Origin of the sequence: Maribacter sp. TH_r10 (assembly GCF_033101095.1) — a bacterium.
Lineage (GTDB): Bacteria > Bacteroidota > Bacteroidia > Flavobacteriales > Flavobacteriaceae > Maribacter_A > Maribacter_A luteus.
In genome coordinates this window covers 378,979-395,069 of the sequence record NZ_JAWMPY010000001.1, presented here as the reverse complement: position 1 = coordinate 395,069, position 16,091 = coordinate 378,979, and the positions used below count along the sequence as shown (strand labels likewise).

General features: G+C 39.1%; 18 protein-coding genes. 16 read left to right on the top strand and 2 right to left on the bottom strand.

What is annotated here, in order from left to right; genetic code table 11:
• The first annotated feature begins 92 nt into the window (after positions 1–92).
• The 16 genes from atpB (at position 93) to R3X28_RS01590 (ending at position 14,482) form a co-directional block, all read left to right on the top strand.
• Positions 93–1,223 carry a F0F1 ATP synthase subunit A gene (gene atpB / locus R3X28_RS01665; RefSeq protein ID WP_317661929.1) on the top strand — a complete coding sequence of 377 codons (1,131 nt, stop codon included), beginning with the start codon at positions 93–95 and terminating at the stop codon, positions 1,221–1,223.
• Positions 1,224–1,285: 62 nt separating this feature from the next.
• Complete coding sequence (gene atpE, locus R3X28_RS01660; protein WP_109648393.1) at positions 1,286–1,477, top strand: ATP synthase F0 subunit C; 192 nt, start codon at positions 1,286–1,288, stop codon at positions 1,475–1,477.
• A gap of 85 nt (positions 1,478–1,562) precedes the next feature.
• Positions 1,563–2,063: a F0F1 ATP synthase subunit B gene (locus tag R3X28_RS01655; protein WP_282054025.1), complete on the top strand. Its 501-nt coding sequence runs from the start codon at positions 1,563–1,565 to the stop codon at positions 2,061–2,063.
• Positions 2,064–2,070: 7 nt separating this feature from the next.
• On the top strand, positions 2,071–2,610 hold the full coding sequence (gene atpH / locus R3X28_RS01650) for an ATP synthase F1 subunit delta (RefSeq protein WP_282054026.1): 540 nt from the start codon (positions 2,071–2,073) through the stop codon (positions 2,608–2,610).
• Between the two features lie 46 nt (positions 2,611–2,656).
• A complete protein-coding gene (gene atpA / locus R3X28_RS01645; RefSeq protein ID WP_282054027.1) occupies positions 2,657–4,237 on the top strand; it encodes a F0F1 ATP synthase subunit alpha in 1,581 nt (526 codons plus the stop codon).
• A gap of 73 nt (positions 4,238–4,310) precedes the next feature.
• Positions 4,311–5,171, top strand: coding sequence for an ATP synthase F1 subunit gamma (atpG, locus tag R3X28_RS01640; protein WP_282054028.1), 861 nt, complete (start codon positions 4,311–4,313; stop codon positions 5,169–5,171).
• A gap of 163 nt (positions 5,172–5,334) precedes the next feature.
• The gene (locus R3X28_RS01635) at positions 5,335–6,795 is read left to right on the top strand and encodes a lipopolysaccharide biosynthesis protein (protein ID WP_317661923.1); all 1,461 of its coding nucleotides are present in this window, start codon (positions 5,335–5,337) and stop codon (positions 6,793–6,795) included.
• On the top strand, positions 6,792–7,226 hold the full coding sequence (gene dut / locus R3X28_RS01630; protein ID WP_154365962.1) for a dUTP diphosphatase: 435 nt from the start codon (positions 6,792–6,794) through the stop codon (positions 7,224–7,226). The genes R3X28_RS01635 and dut overlap by 4 nt, the downstream gene beginning before the upstream one ends.
• A gap of 145 nt (positions 7,227–7,371) precedes the next feature.
• On the top strand, positions 7,372–8,298 hold the full coding sequence (locus R3X28_RS01625) for a hypothetical protein (protein ID WP_317661921.1): 927 nt from the start codon (positions 7,372–7,374) through the stop codon (positions 8,296–8,298).
• Positions 8,299–8,301: 3 nt separating this feature from the next.
• On the top strand, positions 8,302–9,087 hold the full coding sequence (locus tag R3X28_RS01620) for a DUF4292 domain-containing protein (protein WP_317661919.1): 786 nt from the start codon (positions 8,302–8,304) through the stop codon (positions 9,085–9,087).
• A complete protein-coding gene (locus R3X28_RS01615) occupies positions 9,077–10,321 on the top strand; it encodes a murein hydrolase activator EnvC family protein (RefSeq protein WP_317661917.1) in 1,245 nt (414 codons plus the stop codon). Before R3X28_RS01620 ends, R3X28_RS01615 begins: the two co-directional genes overlap by 11 nt.
• A gap of 9 nt (positions 10,322–10,330) precedes the next feature.
• Complete coding sequence (locus R3X28_RS01610; protein ID WP_282054033.1) at positions 10,331–11,179, top strand: aldo/keto reductase; 849 nt, start codon at positions 10,331–10,333, stop codon at positions 11,177–11,179.
• 128 nt (positions 11,180–11,307) lie between these two features.
• Positions 11,308–11,637, top strand: coding sequence for a hypothetical protein (locus R3X28_RS01605; protein WP_154365952.1), 330 nt, complete (start codon positions 11,308–11,310; stop codon positions 11,635–11,637).
• Positions 11,638–11,661: 24 nt separating this feature from the next.
• Positions 11,662–11,859: a hypothetical protein gene (locus R3X28_RS01600; RefSeq protein WP_154365950.1), complete on the top strand. Its 198-nt coding sequence runs from the start codon at positions 11,662–11,664 to the stop codon at positions 11,857–11,859.
• A 30-nt stretch (positions 11,860–11,889) separates the two neighbouring features.
• Positions 11,890–13,872: a histidine kinase dimerization/phosphoacceptor domain -containing protein gene (locus tag R3X28_RS01595; protein WP_317661914.1), complete on the top strand. Its 1,983-nt coding sequence runs from the start codon at positions 11,890–11,892 to the stop codon at positions 13,870–13,872.
• Positions 13,865–14,482, top strand: coding sequence for a response regulator (locus R3X28_RS01590; protein WP_317661912.1), 618 nt, complete (start codon positions 13,865–13,867; stop codon positions 14,480–14,482). The genes R3X28_RS01595 and R3X28_RS01590 overlap by 8 nt, the downstream gene beginning before the upstream one ends.
• Here the strand turns inward: R3X28_RS01590 and R3X28_RS01585 are convergent.
• Complete coding sequence (locus tag R3X28_RS01585; RefSeq protein ID WP_154365944.1) at positions 14,479–15,003, bottom strand: acyl-CoA thioesterase; 525 nt, start codon at positions 15,001–15,003, stop codon at positions 14,479–14,481. The two genes, R3X28_RS01590 and R3X28_RS01585, sit on opposite strands and share 4 nt — an antisense overlap.
• 58 nt (positions 15,004–15,061) lie before the next feature.
• A complete protein-coding gene (locus R3X28_RS01580) occupies positions 15,062–16,012 on the bottom strand; it encodes an SPOR domain-containing protein (protein WP_317661909.1) in 951 nt (316 codons plus the stop codon).
• Positions 16,013–16,091: the final 79 nt, after the last annotated feature.

The following is a 16,091-nucleotide window of genomic DNA, read 5'->3' as shown; positions in this document are numbered from 1 at the left end:
ATACCTTTAAATAAACTCAAAAATGCTTTTTTCTTTTTGCGAGAATAACTTACATTTGCAGCGATTTTTAGAGACCGATACCATAAAGTGATATGCGAAAACCATTTTTATTGAAATTTCTTTTGGCTGCTGTTCTTCTTCTGGGAAACACTGCTTTTGCTAGTGATAGCGACGTTGAAGAAGGCAAGGATAAAAAAACAGAGATAAAGGAATTCATAGAACATCACCTTCAGGATTCCCATTATTTTAACCTTTATGGTACCACCGATGAGCATGGGAAAGTGCATCATGTAGGTATTCCATTGCCTGTTATTTTATGGGATAATGGGTTAAAAGTGTTTTCGTCTTCCAAATTCCACCATGGGGAGGAAGTTGCCGAAGTTGATGGCAACTATTACAAATTATATCACAGTAAAATTTACAAAACAGACGCTGAGGGTGCCATCACTTATGATGAAGAACACCACCCGACCAATGTTAGGCCATTGGATTTTTCAATTACCAAAAGTGTGGTGATGATGTTGGTAACAGGGCTTCTATTGTTATGGCTTTTCAGTAGTCTTGCTAAGAGTTATGCAAAGAACAACAGTGTTCCTACAGGTGCCGGGCGTTTCTTTGAGCCTATCGTTCTTTATATCCGGGACGATATTGCCATTGCCAATATCGGCGAGAAAAAGTATAAAAGATACATGCCTTTCCTTTTAACGGTATTCTTCTTTATCTGGTTTTTGAACATGTTCGGCCTAACGCCATTAGGGGTGAACGTAACCGGTAATATCGCTGTAACGACTGCCTTGGCCGTAATTGTGTTCTTGATTACCAACTTTACCGGAACCAAGGATTATTGGAAACACATTTTCGATCCACTTGGCGACGGTATGCCATGGTATGGTAAGATCATTATTTATATTATCTTGGTCCCCATTGAAATTTTAGGTTTGTTCATTAAGCCTTTTGCATTATTGATTCGTTTGTATGCGAACATGACTGCGGGCCACGTAGTATTAATGAGTTTGGTCGGATTGATATTTATTTTCAAAAGTTGGGTCGGTGGCCCATTGTCATTTGGCCTTTCGTTTGCCATATCCCTTATAGAGGTCTTGGTGGCACTTTTGCAGGCTTATATCTTTACGATGTTGGCAGCCTTGTATTTTGGATTCGCTTCTGAGGAACATGATCACGATCATGAACACGAAGAGGAAGCTGAATTGGCTCATTTATAAGTATTTTTTGGCCTGAATGATCAGGCGACAGGATTGAATGTTTAATTTTTAATATATATTTTATGGAAATTCCAAGTGTAGTAGGTGCAGGTTTAGCGGTCATCGGTGCTGGTATCGGTATCGGGATGATTGGTGGAAAAGCAATGGAAGCTATTGCTCGTCAGCCTGAAGCTTACGGTAAAATTCAAACAGCGATGTTGATTGCAGCAGCGCTTATTGAAGGAATTGGTTTTGCCGCTATTTTCGCGGGATAAACCAAACAAAAAAACGAACGGCTATGACGGTTGGTCATAGCTTTTCGTTATTGTTCATAATCATAGAATAGAATAACAAGACAACATGGAAAAATTAGTAAATGACTTTTCGTTCGGCCTTTTCTTTTGGCAGATCATATTGTTCGTGCTATTGCTTTTATTACTTCGCAAGTTCGCATGGAAACCTATCTTGAATGCCGTAAATGAAAGGGAAGAAGGGATTAAAGATGCTTTGGCGGCCGCTGAGAATGCAAAAAAAGAAATGCAGAATGTTACAGCCGATAGCGAAAAATTATTACAGGAAGCCCGTGCGGAACGTGAAGCAATGTTGAAAGAAGCCCGTGAGATCAAAGATAAGATGATCGCTGAATCCAAAGATCAGGCTAAAGTCGAAGGTGATAAAATGATTAAGCAGGCCCAAGCTGCCATCGAAAGTGAGAAAAAAGCTGCGGTTGCCGATATTAAGAACCAAGTAGCGGAACTTTCTGTTGATATCGCTGAAAAAATCATCAAAGAACAATTGTCCAATAAAGACAAGCAGTTGAAATTGGTTGATGATATGTTGGGTGACATTAAATTGAACTAAATCAAGAATGAAGGATACAAGAGCCGCCATACGATACGCTAAAGCAATTTTGGATATTGCAGTTGACAACAAAGCAGCCGCTGCTGTTGAAAACGATATGCGCACCGTGGTCAAAACTATCTCCGATAGTAAGGAATTAAAAAATATGTTGGCAAGTCCGATTGTCAAGGCTGAGGATAAGAAGATGGCATTAACCACTATTTTTAAAGGTGCCCATGCGATTTCCGAGGGTTTGATCAAACTATTGGTCGATAATAGGCGAATCGGCATGTTAAACGAGGTGGCCTTAAAATATATCATTCTTAATGAACAACTTAAAGGTCAGGATGTGGCTGCAGTAACAACTGCCGTACCTTTGACCAAGGAGCTTGAGAAAAAGATATTGGTCCAGGTGGCACAGATTACCGGTAATGAGGTTACCATACAGAATAAAATCGATGAGGATATTATAGGCGGTTTTATTCTTAGGATAGGTGATTTGCAGTTCGACGCCAGTGTCGCCAATAAATTGAATAATTTAAAAAGAGAATTTACAAATAGTCTATAATATATTTGAAGGCTCAAGAGAAGTCTAAACTTTATATCTAAAACAAATGGCAGGAGTAAAAGCCGCTGAGGTATCAGCAATTTTAAAACAGCAATTATCAGGATTTGAATCAACCGCTTCGTTGGATGAAGTAGGTACCGTATTGCAAGTAGGTGATGGTATTGCAAGGGTATATGGATTATCAAACGTCCAATATGGTGAATTGGTTGAGTTCGAAGGAGGCCTTGAAGGTATCGTTTTGAACTTGGAAGAAGATAATGTCGGTGTTGTACTTTTGGGCCATTCCAGGGAAATTGGAGAAGGTGCTACTGTAAAACGTACCCAACGTATCGCTTCAATCAATGTAGGTGAAGGTATTGTTGGTCGTGTAGTAAATACTTTAGGGGCTCCCATCGATGGTAAGGGTCCTGTCTCCGGTGACCTATACGAAATGCCATTGGAACGAAAGGCACCAGGGGTAATCTTCCGCCAGCCGGTTACAGAACCATTACAAACGGGTATCAAGGCGATTGACGCTATGATCCCAGTGGGTCGAGGACAAAGGGAGCTTGTTATTGGTGACCGTCAGACCGGTAAAACAACGGTTTGTATCGATACCATCCTAAATCAGAAAGAATTTTACGATGCAGGTAATCCTGTGTATTGTATATATGTGGCCATTGGCCAAAAAGCGTCTAACGTTGCGGCTATAGCCAAGGTCTTGGAAGATAAAGGTGCTTTAGCGTATACCACGATAGTGGCCGCTAATGCTTCCGACCCTGCACCTATGCAGGTTTATGCTCCATTCGCAGGTGCTGCGATCGGGGAATATTTTAGGGATACAGGCAGACCGGCATTGATCATATATGATGATTTATCAAAACAAGCGGTAGCTTACCGTGAGATTTCATTGTTATTAAGACGTCCACCGGGACGTGAAGCCTATCCAGGTGATGTCTTCTACCTTCATTCCAGATTATTGGAGCGTGCAGCAAAAGTTATTGCCGATGATGATATTGCAAAGGATATGAACGATTTACCGGATGTCTTAAAACCTATGGTAAAAGGTGGTGGTTCCTTAACAGCTTTGCCAATTATTGAAACACAGGCAGGTGACGTATCGGCTTATATCCCAACCAACGTTATTTCCATTACCGATGGTCAGATATTCTTGGAGCAGGATTTGTTCAACCAAGGTGTACGTCCAGCAATTAACGTTGGTATCTCCGTATCAAGGGTAGGTGGTAATGCACAGGTAAAATCGATGAAGAAAGTAGCCGGTACCTTGAAATTGGATCAGGCCCAGTTTAGGGAATTGGAAGCTTTTGCCAAATTCGGTTCCGATTTGGATGCCGCGACCTTGAACGTTATCGAAAAAGGACGTCGTAATGTGGAAATATTGAAGCAAGCACAAAACGATCCTTTTACCGTTGAAGATCAGATTGCGATTATCTATGCAGGTTCCAAAAACCTGTTACGTGATGTTCCTGTTGAAAAGGTTAAGGAGTTTGAGAATGACTTCATTCAGTTCATGAATGCAAAACACAGGGATGTATTGGATTTGCTAAAAGCAGGTAAATTAACCGACGAGGTTACCGATACATTAACGGCAGTTTGTAAAGATTTAACAGGTAAATACAGAAGCTAGTTAAGAATCTTGAGTAAAGAGTTGAATCAATAAAAACCCAAAACTCATCATTCACAACTTATAACTTATATAAATGGCCAACTTAAAGGAAATACGTAACAGAATAGCATCGGTATCATCAACAATGCAGATTACCAGTGCCATGAAAATGGTGTCTGCTGCAAAGTTGAAGAAGGCGCAGGACGCAATTACTGCCATGAGGCCTTATGCTGATAAACTCACAGAGCTTTTACAAGCCTTAAGTGCGAGTTTGGATGCCGATTCGGGTAGTTCATATGCGGATAATAGACCTGTAAATAAGGTTTTGGTTGTAGCTATAACATCGAATCGTGGTTTGTGTGGGGCTTTTAATACCAATATCTTAAAACAAAGTTCATTTTTGGCTGAAGATACTTTCCAAGGAAAACAAGTCGACTTTATGGCGATTGGGAAGAAAGCCAATGATATATTGGGAAAAAAGAATACCATTGCGGCAAACCATAGTGATGTTTTTGATGATTTGACCTTTGAAAATGTTGCCGTTATTGCCGAAGAACTTATGGATTTGTTCAAGAACGGTTCCTATGATCGTATAGAACTTGTCTACAATAAATTCAAGAATGCCGCTACGCAAATAGTAACAACGGAGCAATTTTTGCCTATCGTACCGGCTGATGGAGATCAAAGTTCGAATGCTGATTATATTTTTGAGCCTTCAAAGGTAGAAATCGTTGAGCAATTGATTCCAAAATCACTTAAGACACAATTGTACAAAGCTGTACGTGATTCCTTTGCAAGTGAGCACGGTGCTCGAATGACCGCAATGCACAAGGCTACGGATAATGCCACGGAATTGAGAGATCAATTGAAGCTGACATATAACCAAGCTAGACAGGCTGCCATTACGAATGAAATTCTGGAGATTGTAAGTGGTGCAGAGGCACTGAGCAATTAAGAAGAACGGAAAATGTACTTTGGATTTGTTTTTTAATGTCCAAATGAATTAATAAATAGAAAACCTCGCATTAAGCGAGGTTTTCCAATTTTATGGGCCATTTGAAAGCGGACCTTTTGTAGCTTTGGGTTAAATACCTATTTTTAACTTTAATTATTCTTGGTTGAACCTTTTTAAAAAACTTTTTAAACAAACGGCCATTTATGGTTTGGCAACTGTACTACCACGGATGCTTTCCTTTTTATTATTACCGTTTCATACCGATATTTTGGCTACTGCTGACTACGGTCAGCTTTCGGTAATATACGCTTGGTTTGCCATTTTCAATGTTTTTTTGGCCTATGGTATGGAGACCGCATTTTTCCGTTTTTATAATGGTTCCGAAAACCGTAAAAAAGTGGTTTCAACTTCATTGATCTCGATTTTGGTCTCTACAATGGTGTTCATGGTCATGGCATTGTTACTTCAGAATGGCATTTCCGAACTTTCACATATTGATCCGAATTATTTAAGATATGCCATTTTTATTTTGACCTTGGATGCCTTGGTCATTATTCCCTTTGCTTGGTTAAGGGCCAATGAAAAACCAATGCGCTATGCTGTGGTAAAAATATTGAACGTAGCCATAAACCTTGGATTGAATGTATTTTTCCTTTATTTCTTACCAAAGATGGCTGCATCCAACCCAGATGGGATTTTAAGCGGGTTATACAAGGAAAACTTTCAAATATCATATATTTTCATAGCGAACCTCCTTGCAAGCGCCACAACGCTTCTATTGATGTTGAAATTATACCTACGAACGAAGTTCGTCTTTGATAGGGAACTTTGGAATAAAATGTTGAAATACGCTTTGCCGGTTCTTGTTGCCGGGGTCGCCTTTACGGTAAATGAAGTCTTTGATCGTATTTTACTCGAAAGGTTACTACCCGAAAATGTTGCGGATAGTGAGGTGGGGATGTATTCTGCATGCTACAAATTGGCCTTGTTCATGACCCTCTTCGCTACGGCGTTCCGATTGGGTGTTGAGCCTTTCTTTTTCAGTCATTCCAACACGGAGAACCCTCAAAAGGCATATGCCCAAATAACCAATTATTTTGTTGTCTTGGGTAGCATCATATTATTGGGGGTTGTCGTCTTCGCTGATGTATTGAAAATTCTTTTCGTTCGGGACACTAAATATTGGGAAGCGATGGATATTGTCCCCATAATCATACTGGCTAGTTTTTTCTTGGGAATCTATCATAACCTATCTGTTTGGTACAAAGTTACTGATAGGACCAAATTCGGTGCATATATTTCTTTGATCGGGGCAATTTTGACCATAATCATCAATCTTGTGTTCATTCCCCATTTTGGATATATGGCTTCAGCCGTGGCCACACTTACGGCCTATGGATGCATGATGATGCTTTCTTTTATTTTTGGTAGAATGTATTATCCCATACCCTATAATTTCAGGAAAATCACTTTCTATCTTTTGATCTCCATTGTATTTTCGATCTTGTCATTTTATGTCTTTGATCGCAATCTGTTCTTTGGAGTACCTTTGTTAATCCTATTTTTGGGAATGGTCTACAAACTCGAAAATGACAATCTCAGAAAAATATTCTTAAAAAAATGAAGATAAATATCATTAATAAATCAGCCCACGAATTACCAAATTATGAAACATTGGCCTCGGCGGGTATGGATCTTAGGGCGAATATTTCGGAATCAATCGTTCTTCAACCTCTAGAACGTTCAATTGTTAAAACGGGATTGTTCATTGAACTGCCTATTGGTTTTGAAGCACAGGTAAGACCACGAAGTGGCTTAGCGGCAAAAAAAGGCATAACGGTACTCAATGCCCCAGGAACTGTAGATGCGGATTATCGTGGTGAGATAGGGGTTATCCTCGTAAACTTATCAAATGAGCCTTTTACAGTTGAAAATGGGGAGCGAATAGCGCAACTGGTCATTGCAAGGCACGAACGAGCCGAATGGAACGAGGTTGATATATTATCCGATACTGTTAGAGGTGCCGGTGGTTTCGGCAGTACGGGAACAAAATAAGAGCCATTAATTTGCTTTATCGCTTATACCGTAAATTTTATGCCTTCTTTTAAGGGTGTTTTAACAAAAAAGGGTAAAACTCTGGAATACTTATTGATAATTTTATCCCGTAATGCTTTTGAATTAAATTAATTACGATTTTCAAATGAAATTCCTTCGCTTAATTTTCATGTTTACCTTGGTTGCCCTTCCATTTGGAGGCTTGGCCCAACAACGTGATATGAATATCGAAGATAGTTCAGAGGTTTTTTTAGAGGAATATTCCGATACGTTCCAAGAGAATTTTTTCGAGGCTTTAAAGCAGAAAGGTATTGAGAATTACGACAAGGCCATAAACCTGCTTTTGGAATGTAAGTTGATCGATGGGAGCAACCCAGTGGTAGATCACGAATTGGCCAAAGTATATTTGATAGAGAAACAGTATAGTGCCGCCCAAGATTATGCAATATCGGCGGTATTGTCAGAACCAGAGAATTTGTGGTATTTGAATACCTTGGTCTCTACCATACAAATGCAAGGAAGTTCTTTGGACCAAATGGACATCGATATTCCTATGGACAACCCGACACTTATAGAAAATTTGGCATTGATTTACTTTAAACAACAGAATTACGAGAAGAGTTTGGTGGTACTTTCGGGTATCAAAAACTCGGAATTTACAGAGGATCTAACGGCCAAGATCAAGGATTCTATGAAGAAAAAGGAAGTTAAGGTAAAGAAAGAGGAAGTGAAGGAGCCTGAAGAAACCAAGGAAAACCCAATAGAGGCGCTAAAGGTACAATTGGCCGATTTAATGGTGAAGAAAGATTATAAAGGCTTGGCGGCACTTAGTGAACAGGCTATGGAAGATTTTCCGGCACAACCTTACTTCTATTATATCAATGGTCATGCTTTGAACAAAATGGGCAAACATGAAGAGGCTATTGAGGTTTTGGAGGGTGCTTTGGATTATATGTTGGATGATGTTCCCCTTTTGAACAACATTTATCAAGAATTGGTCAATGGGCATACGGCCTTGAATAATTCTTCAAAAGCAAATATGTATCTTCGTATGATAAAACCCGGGTTTTAGACTATGGCTACTGTAATTAGATGGACACGATTCAGTGTTTTGATACTTTTAATTTTTTCATGTAAATCCAAGAAACCGATCTCAGATAGCGCGGTAATGGAAAACATGTCGGCTAAGGCCGTTATCCGGACCCATTATCAAAACCATATCAACTTTAAAACGTTGAGTGGTAGAATGAAAATCGCCTATTTTGATGGACAATCCACCAAAGGTGTAACCGTGAGCCTACGAATGGAAAAAGACAAGGCCATTTGGATCAGTGCCCCTTTAGGTATCGTTAAGGCCTATATTACCCCGAACAGGGTCTCTTTTTATAACAAGTTGGAGAATGAGTACTTTGATGGTGATTTTTCATATCTGAGCAATATGTTGGGGACTGAACTTGATTTCAATAAAGTCCAGAATTTGCTTTTAGGCCAGGCTTTGTTCGATTTAAGGGATACCAAATATGAGGTTTCACAAACTGAATCCGAATATATACTGAAACCTAAAAGGCAGATTGACCTTTTCAAAACAAGTTACCTGATAGAACCACAGAATTTTATGATGTCTGCCCAACAGTTGTCACAGCCTGCAAAAAAACGTGTTTTGGATATTACGTATAAAAATTATCAAAAGGTAAACAATAGGATATTGCCCAATGAGATTTTGATTACCGCGATTGATGGCAATGGAAAAAACACTATTGATATTGATTATAGAAGTGTTGAGTTTAACAGGGACTTGAACTTTCCTTATAAAATACCTAAGGGTTTTAAAAAAATAGCATTAAAGGCCGATGCTTTGTAAACGCATATTCTTCGTTTCTATATTTCTGTTTACGACGTTACTGTCGGTACAGGTAGTTTATGGCCAAACGAATGAGCAAAAGGCCCTAGAAGTAAAGCGGGAACAACTTCAGAAAGAAATAAATGAGATCAATCGGTTGCTCTTTGCCGAAAAGAAAGAAAAAGGCAATGTCTTGGATCAAATGGAGGCATTGGACCAAAGAATTAATGTGCGCCAACAATTGATTCGGGTCACAAACCAACAATCCAATTTGCTGAATAGACAGATTAATGCCAATATTCGGAATATTTCCAAATTGCGCGAGGATCTTGAGGTTTTGAAGGATGAATATGCGACCATGATCCGTAAATCCTATCAAAACAAATCCCAGCAAAGTAGGTTAATGTTCCTTCTGTCTTCTGAAAATTTTTTCCAGGCATTCAAGCGAATGCAATATTTGAAGCAATATACAGAGTATCGTAAAGAACAAGGGGAAAAGATTATCTCAAAAACGGAGGAGCTCACCCAATTGAACGTTGACCTTACCAAGCAACGCAAGGAAAAGGATCAATTAATTGCCGAAAACAATAAGGCTAGGGCTGAATTAATGAAAGAAATGAAATCCCAAAAAGAGTTATTGGGAAGCATCCGGAAGAATGAAAGTAAATACGCATCGGCAATTGATCGGAAAAAACGTGAGGCCCGCAAAATCGACCAACAGATAGAAAAACTTATTCGAAGTGCCATAGCAGCATCGAACAAGAAGGTCGGTAAAGGTGCCAAGACCACGAAAGTATCTTCTAATAAGTTTGTGCTAACCCCTGAAGCTACTTTGGTTGCAAAGAATTTTTCCGCAAATAAGGGAAAACTGATTTGGCCTGTTGAAAAAGGTATAAAAAGCCAGGGTTTCGGTGTTTATAAAGATCCTGTTTACCCTGGGATCAAACATCAAAGTAACGGGGTTATCATCGCCACGGACGAAGGTTCTACGGCAAGGGCCATTTTTGAAGGCGAGGTTATTGCCATTTTATCGGTTCCCGGAGGAAATAAAGGGGTACAGATCAAGCATGGTAACTATATAAGCACATATTACAACTTGTCGGATCTCTATGTAAAAAAAGGGGATAAAGTGGGTATTAAAACAGAATTGGGTAAAATATATACCAATCGGTCCAATGGTCAGACCCGCCTAAAGTTCTACTTATACCAAAATACTTCACGATTGAATCCCGAAGAATGGGTTTATCAACTTTAAATTATTAATATGTCAACATCATCAAAGATAATCACGGATCTAAAAGGTACTTTCGAATTACATAACGGCGTTAAAATGCCATATTTTGGATTGGGGGTGTATTTGTCCGAAGATGGTAACGAAGTCATCAATGCTGTCAAATGGGCCATTGAAGCAGGCTATAGGCATATTGATACGGCAGCTATCTATAATAATGAAAAGGGAGTTGGCGAAGGTATTCGACAAAGCGGGATCAATAGGGAGGAACTGTTCGTTGTCAGTAAAGTTTGGAATGCGGATCAAGGTTATGATAACACATTGAAGGCATTTGATGAAAGCTTGGAGCGATTACAATTGGACTATCTGGACCTTTACCTGATCCATTGGCCCGTTAAGGGCAAATACAAGGAGACCTGGCGTGCTTTGGAACATTTGTACCAAGAAGGGAAAGTTAGGGCCATTGGCGTAAGCAATTTTTTAAAACATCATTTAGAAGATATACTCGATTCCGCGGAAATAGTGCCTATGGTGAATCAAATGGAGTTTCACCCGTATTTGGTACAGCAAGGTTTATTAGACTACTGCAACGAAAATCAAATTCAGTATGAGGCATGGTCCCCAATGATGCAAGGAAAAATATTCGAGTTGGATGCTATTAAGGATATGGCCAAGAAATATGGTAAATCCCCGGCCCATGTTGTTTTACGCTGGGACCTTCAGAAAGGCGTCGTGACCATACCGAAATCGGTTAAGAAAGAACGTATTATCAATAATGCCGATATTTTTGATTTTGAATTATCAAAAGAAGATATGGCCTATTTAGATGGTCTTGAAAAAGGACATAGATTTGGCCCAGATCCCGATACATTTGATTTTTAAAACTTCCTAGGTTAATAGTTCGAATTGGTTTTTTATTTCTTATGACTTGATTATCACCCACATGGGTGTTTTTTGTTCCTTTTGTTTTATCAATCTTTGGTTAAGTATTCATTTAAAAGGGAACAGCCATGGAAAACACATTGATTTTAGAACAAGAAGAACAGGTTGCTATCAGCACCCAAAAAGTTGAAAGTGCCAAGCTAAAAAGGAATAGGTCACTATATTCCATAAAACCCATATTGATTTATCTATCTTTTTTCGGTACTTGTTTGGCCTTGGTATTCGGTAAAATCTATTTGTGGGCCGTACTGCTCTTTGTCGTTGGAAACCTTGCTTTTTTATGGTTTTATATTATAGATCAAACCACCGAATTCGATATTTCCATAAATCTGGATTCCAATATTGACCAGGCGAAGTTGGAAGAGCAATTGTATGATCGCTCTAAAAGAAACAATTGATCATAATATCCAATCCCCCATTTTATGAATGTCCATAATCATCAGAATGACATGATCAAAGTTGCCGTTCAGGAGCATGTAGCCCTGAATATGGCGCTAAAAGGATTATTGGAAATAGATACCTTGCTGACGAAATCAATACCTGAATCTACAACTATAACCAAAAAAAAGCCATTTATACAATTTCTAAAGAACCTCAGGGATTATTGGTTATATTTTTAGCTATACACCAATTGAACATAGCTTTCTGTCATGGTACAAGGAATAGCACAGGACACGTTTAAAATTAAGGTTTACAGAGAATTACTATCGGTATACATCAAGATGGCAATATGTACTTCCTTTGCCCCGATAGTCTTATGGTCACAAGAAATACCTTTGGATAGCATTGATAAATTATTGACCCATAATTTAGGGGTGGAACAACATAAGAACCTACTTTGGATGGGGGCCGAAAAAGCCCTGGAACAGGATAGTACGGTTTATAGGACTAAAGATTTTACGTCGGAATTACGATCTCTTCCCGAAATTCAAAATGACAGCGCATCTCTAATGAGGGCCCTAAAGTTAGATGCTCATGCAGATAGGGTCATGGGTAATTATATCAAAAGTATAGACCAGTTTAAGGTATGCCATGATTATTTCCAGCGTACGGCGGATACGGCTAACTGGGCCTTCTCTGCCAACCAACTTGGGACTATGCATGTTTTTATGGGTAAAAATGAAAAGGCACAGGGTTATCTTTTCGAAGTCTACGATTTGTACAAATCCCAAGGCAACATATTAAGATTGGCCCAAGCCACTAATGGTCTTGCTATATTTTATGATAACATCAACCAAGAAGAGAAAGCCATTGAACGGTATACGGAAGCCCTGAAAATGTTTCAAGAGATAAAGGATACCATGGGGCAGGCCAATGTACATGCAAATTTAGGATTAACATATACGGATAGGGGTGAATACGGGAAGGCGGAATACCATTTAAGTATGCAGGGAAAGTTAGATTCCCTTTTAAATACACAATGGGGTTTAGGCTTTTTCTTTGATTATTTAGGATATCTCCGTGAAAAGCAGGGAAGATACCAAGAAGCCTACCAAAGCCATTTACAATCGCTTAAAATAAGGGAAAAATTACCCAGTCATTTTAACATTACGGAGAGTAGAATCAGTTTGGCCGCTGTATTGATTCGCTTGGGCCATTATGACAAGGCCATAATTGAGGCGAATAAGGTGTTTGAAAAGTATGACGAGCGGCAGTCCCTTCACCAGTTACAGAGTTCATATGAATTACTTTCAGAAGCTTATGAAGGCAAAAAAGATATGGCCAAAGCCCTTGATTACCATAAATTGTATAAAAAAATATCGGATTCTGTTTTTAATACGGATATGATAGAAACCATTACGGAAAAGGATGCCAAGTTTGAAAGAGTCCAAAAAGAGAGCGAAATAGCTATTTTAAATTTAAAAAACGAATCTTCCCAGAAGATTATCGGTCAAAAAGACCGTACAATTCTAATGAGTGGAACAGGATTGTTCTTGGTCTCCTTACTTTGTATTGGACTTTATTTAATTACCAGAAAGTATCTTGGGCAAAGACAGCAATTGGCAAAGGCGCTATCCGATAAGGACATCTTATTGCGAGAGATACATCATCGGGTTAAGAATAATCTACAATTGATCAGTAGTTTATTGACTTTACAGGGGAGAAGTATCGATAGTAAGTCTGCACAAATAGCCATTAATGAAGGTAAGAGTAGAATACGATCTATGGCACTCATTCATCAGGATCTCTATCAAAAAGAAAACCTTACCTCTGTTAATACCCAACGGTATTTTAATAACCTATGTCAAGAATTGTTTACGACATATAACACATCCAAGGACCAGGTTCATTTAGAAACCGATATTGATGATATCTCTATTGATGTTGACACGTTGGTACCTTTAGGACTGATGACCAATGAAATTATTTCAAACAGCCTTAAATATGCCTTTCCCAAGGATAAAAAAGGGCATTTAAAAGTTGTTCTTAAGGGAAAAAACAAAGGTTTGTACCTAAAGGTAAGCGACGATGGAATAGGTTATGACCCAAAGGAAGTATCGGTCAAATCATTCGGAAATCGATTGATTCTTTCCTTGGCTCAACAGTTGGAAGCAGAGTTGAAAATAAGTACGACAAAAGGAACCACAGTTGAGATAATAATGCATAAATTAAATATCGAGACGTATGATTGAGGATAAAAAAAGGATATTGATTATAGAGGACGAGATATTGATTGCAGAGGAAATAAGCTCAACCCTTATCTTACTGGGTTATTCTGTGGAAGGTATTATAATGAACGGTGACCGGGCTTTGGATGCCATTATGAATCTAAGCCCCGATCTTATCCTATTGGATATTCATATAAAAGGAAGCCTCTCGGGTATAGATCTAGCCCATATCATTCGAAAGAAACATGCCTTGCCGTTCGTATTCCTAACTGCATATTCCGATAAGGACACTTTGGAAAAAGCCAAGAAAACCATGCCTTATGGTTATATTTTAAAACCATTCAACGAGACTACCATAAAGGTGAACCTTGAAATGGCCTTTTTTAAACACAGCGCTGAGCGACAACGAAACCTATTGACCAAAAATTATATAGAAAAGAAATATCAGACCAACTTATCTGAGCGTGAATATGGTGTATTGGAAGCTTTTATAAGGGGTTTCACTTATAAAAAGACCGCGGATAAAAATTGTATCAGTGTCAATACCGTAAAAAGTTACCAGAAAAGATTGTATCAGATTTTTGAAGTGGACAGTAAGGCGGCACTCATGCAAAAATTCTTGAATAATCCTTAGTTTGGCGATTTACCCATAAAGAGGGCCTTGAGTTCAGTAGCATCGCTAGGTTTCATTCTTTTGGCCAAGATCAAACTCAATTGTTTACGTCGTAAGGCACCTTCAAATCGTTCTTTCTCCAAATCGGTTTCAGGTATTAAAGCCGGAACCTTGGTAGGTATACCGGAATCATCTACTGCAACAAAGGTATAAATGGCCTCATTGGCTTTGGAACGTTTTCTGTTTTGGCGGTCTTCCATCCAAACATCAATATAGATTTCCATTGAGGTATTGAAAGCCCTGGAAACCGCTGCCTCGACAGTAACCACACTTCCCAAGGGTACGGGATGGTTAAAGGCAACGTGGTTAACGGAAGCCGTTACCGTAATTCGTCTAGAATGACGCCGGGCGGCAATACTGGCAGCACGATCCATACGGGCCAAAAGCTCGCCCCCAAAAAGATTGTTCAAAGGGTTGGTCTCGCTAGGTAAGACCAAATCGGTCATAACGGTACGTGAATCGCTTGGGTTTTTGGGCTGCATAAGAGTTATCTTGAAGCTGTTAAATTATATAATATGATGGATGTTACGAAGATAGCGCTTATCTGATCGATAGTAACCACGCATCCTTGGATTGGGTACTTTTGATTGCCCTAAGGTTTTGTAGCGCTTCATTAACATCGGTAAAGCTACTATAGGTCACCATATGCAGGCCATGGTCATTAGTGCCAAGATAATGGGCATCATAACCACGTCTTTTCAATTCCGATATTTTTTTATCGGCATTTTCCTTGAACCTAAAAGCGCCAGCTACAATATGGTGCGTGGCAACTTCAGGACTTTTTGTAACGGCCTTCAAGTTAAGCGTAGGTAACTCTAATGGTGCAGTGTCAAAAAAAGTAGCCTCCTGAATGCTTTTCGAAACCTTTTCTTGGGCATTCTCAACAACGATCTGCTTTTGCTCAAGGCTTTCGTTGTAGAATCTATAGCCGGTCAAACCAGTGGATAAGGCCAATAGAAGTACGGCCGCATATTTTAAATAGGGGCGTAATGATGTTTCCTTTCTACGTTCTGGGGTAATTATGAAAGGGACTTTTTCCTCCATGGTAACCACCTCTTTTTTCAAGACTTCCCTAGTAATGGGTACTGATACATAGGAAGATAATCCAAATGAGGATGTTAAATGGTTTACTTCATATGATGGCTGGAATAAAATGCGCCCTTCTTGGTTAGATTTAAGGTTGCCGATGTTCTCCAGTGACAAACTTTCACCTTGTTCCAAGGTACGCTTCCATTGTTCCACTTTATCCATAACCCGCCCAAGCATTTCTTCATAAGGGCATTTTTCCACTTCTGCCATGTAGGAAACCAATAGTCCATCATTCGAGGACAATTGCTTATTGAACGACAAGGATTTTGAAGGTGGGTGAAAAGAATGGGTCTGTTTGTTCAGCTGGGCTGATTTATGCTGTGATAAAAAAGCACCAAAGCCTGGCACAACCACACAGTTGTATCTATAAAGTAAATCGGAGATATAGTGTTCTAATACCATCAGGACAAATATTGCAAAAATTATAGAGGTTAAATAGAATCCAGGACACTTTTTATTAACATTATATTTTTGGTAAATT

Bases quoted from the DNA above. Each gene is read 5' to 3' on its own strand.
- atpB (WP_317661929.1), top strand. From the start codon at position 93: ATGCGAAAACCATTTTTATTGAAATTTCTTTTGGCTGCTGTTCTTCTT.
- atpE (WP_109648393.1), top strand. From the start codon at position 1,286: ATGGAAATTCCAAGTGTAGTAGGTGCAGGTTTAGCGGTCATCGGTGCT.
- R3X28_RS01655 (WP_282054025.1), top strand. From the start codon at position 1,563: ATGGAAAAATTAGTAAATGACTTTTCGTTCGGCCTTTTCTTTTGGCAG.
- atpH (WP_282054026.1), top strand. From the start codon at position 2,071: ATGAAGGATACAAGAGCCGCCATACGATACGCTAAAGCAATTTTGGAT.
- atpA (WP_282054027.1), top strand. From the start codon at position 2,657: ATGGCAGGAGTAAAAGCCGCTGAGGTATCAGCAATTTTAAAACAGCAA.
- atpG (WP_282054028.1), top strand. From the start codon at position 4,311: ATGGCCAACTTAAAGGAAATACGTAACAGAATAGCATCGGTATCATCA.
- dut (WP_154365962.1), top strand. From the start codon at position 6,792: ATGAAGATAAATATCATTAATAAATCAGCCCACGAATTACCAAATTAT.
- R3X28_RS01625 (WP_317661921.1), top strand. From the start codon at position 7,372: ATGAAATTCCTTCGCTTAATTTTCATGTTTACCTTGGTTGCCCTTCCA.
- R3X28_RS01620 (WP_317661919.1), top strand. From the start codon at position 8,302: ATGGCTACTGTAATTAGATGGACACGATTCAGTGTTTTGATACTTTTA.
- R3X28_RS01615 (WP_317661917.1), top strand. From the start codon at position 9,077: ATGCTTTGTAAACGCATATTCTTCGTTTCTATATTTCTGTTTACGACG.
- R3X28_RS01610 (WP_282054033.1), top strand. From the start codon at position 10,331: ATGTCAACATCATCAAAGATAATCACGGATCTAAAAGGTACTTTCGAA.
- R3X28_RS01605 (WP_154365952.1), top strand. From the start codon at position 11,308: ATGGAAAACACATTGATTTTAGAACAAGAAGAACAGGTTGCTATCAGC.
- R3X28_RS01600 (WP_154365950.1), top strand. From the start codon at position 11,662: ATGAATGTCCATAATCATCAGAATGACATGATCAAAGTTGCCGTTCAG.
- R3X28_RS01595 (WP_317661914.1), top strand. From the start codon at position 11,890: ATGGTACAAGGAATAGCACAGGACACGTTTAAAATTAAGGTTTACAGA.
- R3X28_RS01590 (WP_317661912.1), top strand. From the start codon at position 13,865: ATGATTGAGGATAAAAAAAGGATATTGATTATAGAGGACGAGATATTG.
- R3X28_RS01585 (WP_154365944.1), bottom strand. From the start codon at position 15,003: ATGCAGCCCAAAAACCCAAGCGATTCACGTACCGTTATGACCGATTTG.
- R3X28_RS01580 (WP_317661909.1), bottom strand. From the start codon at position 16,012: ATGGTATTAGAACACTATATCTCCGATTTACTTTATAGATACAACTGT.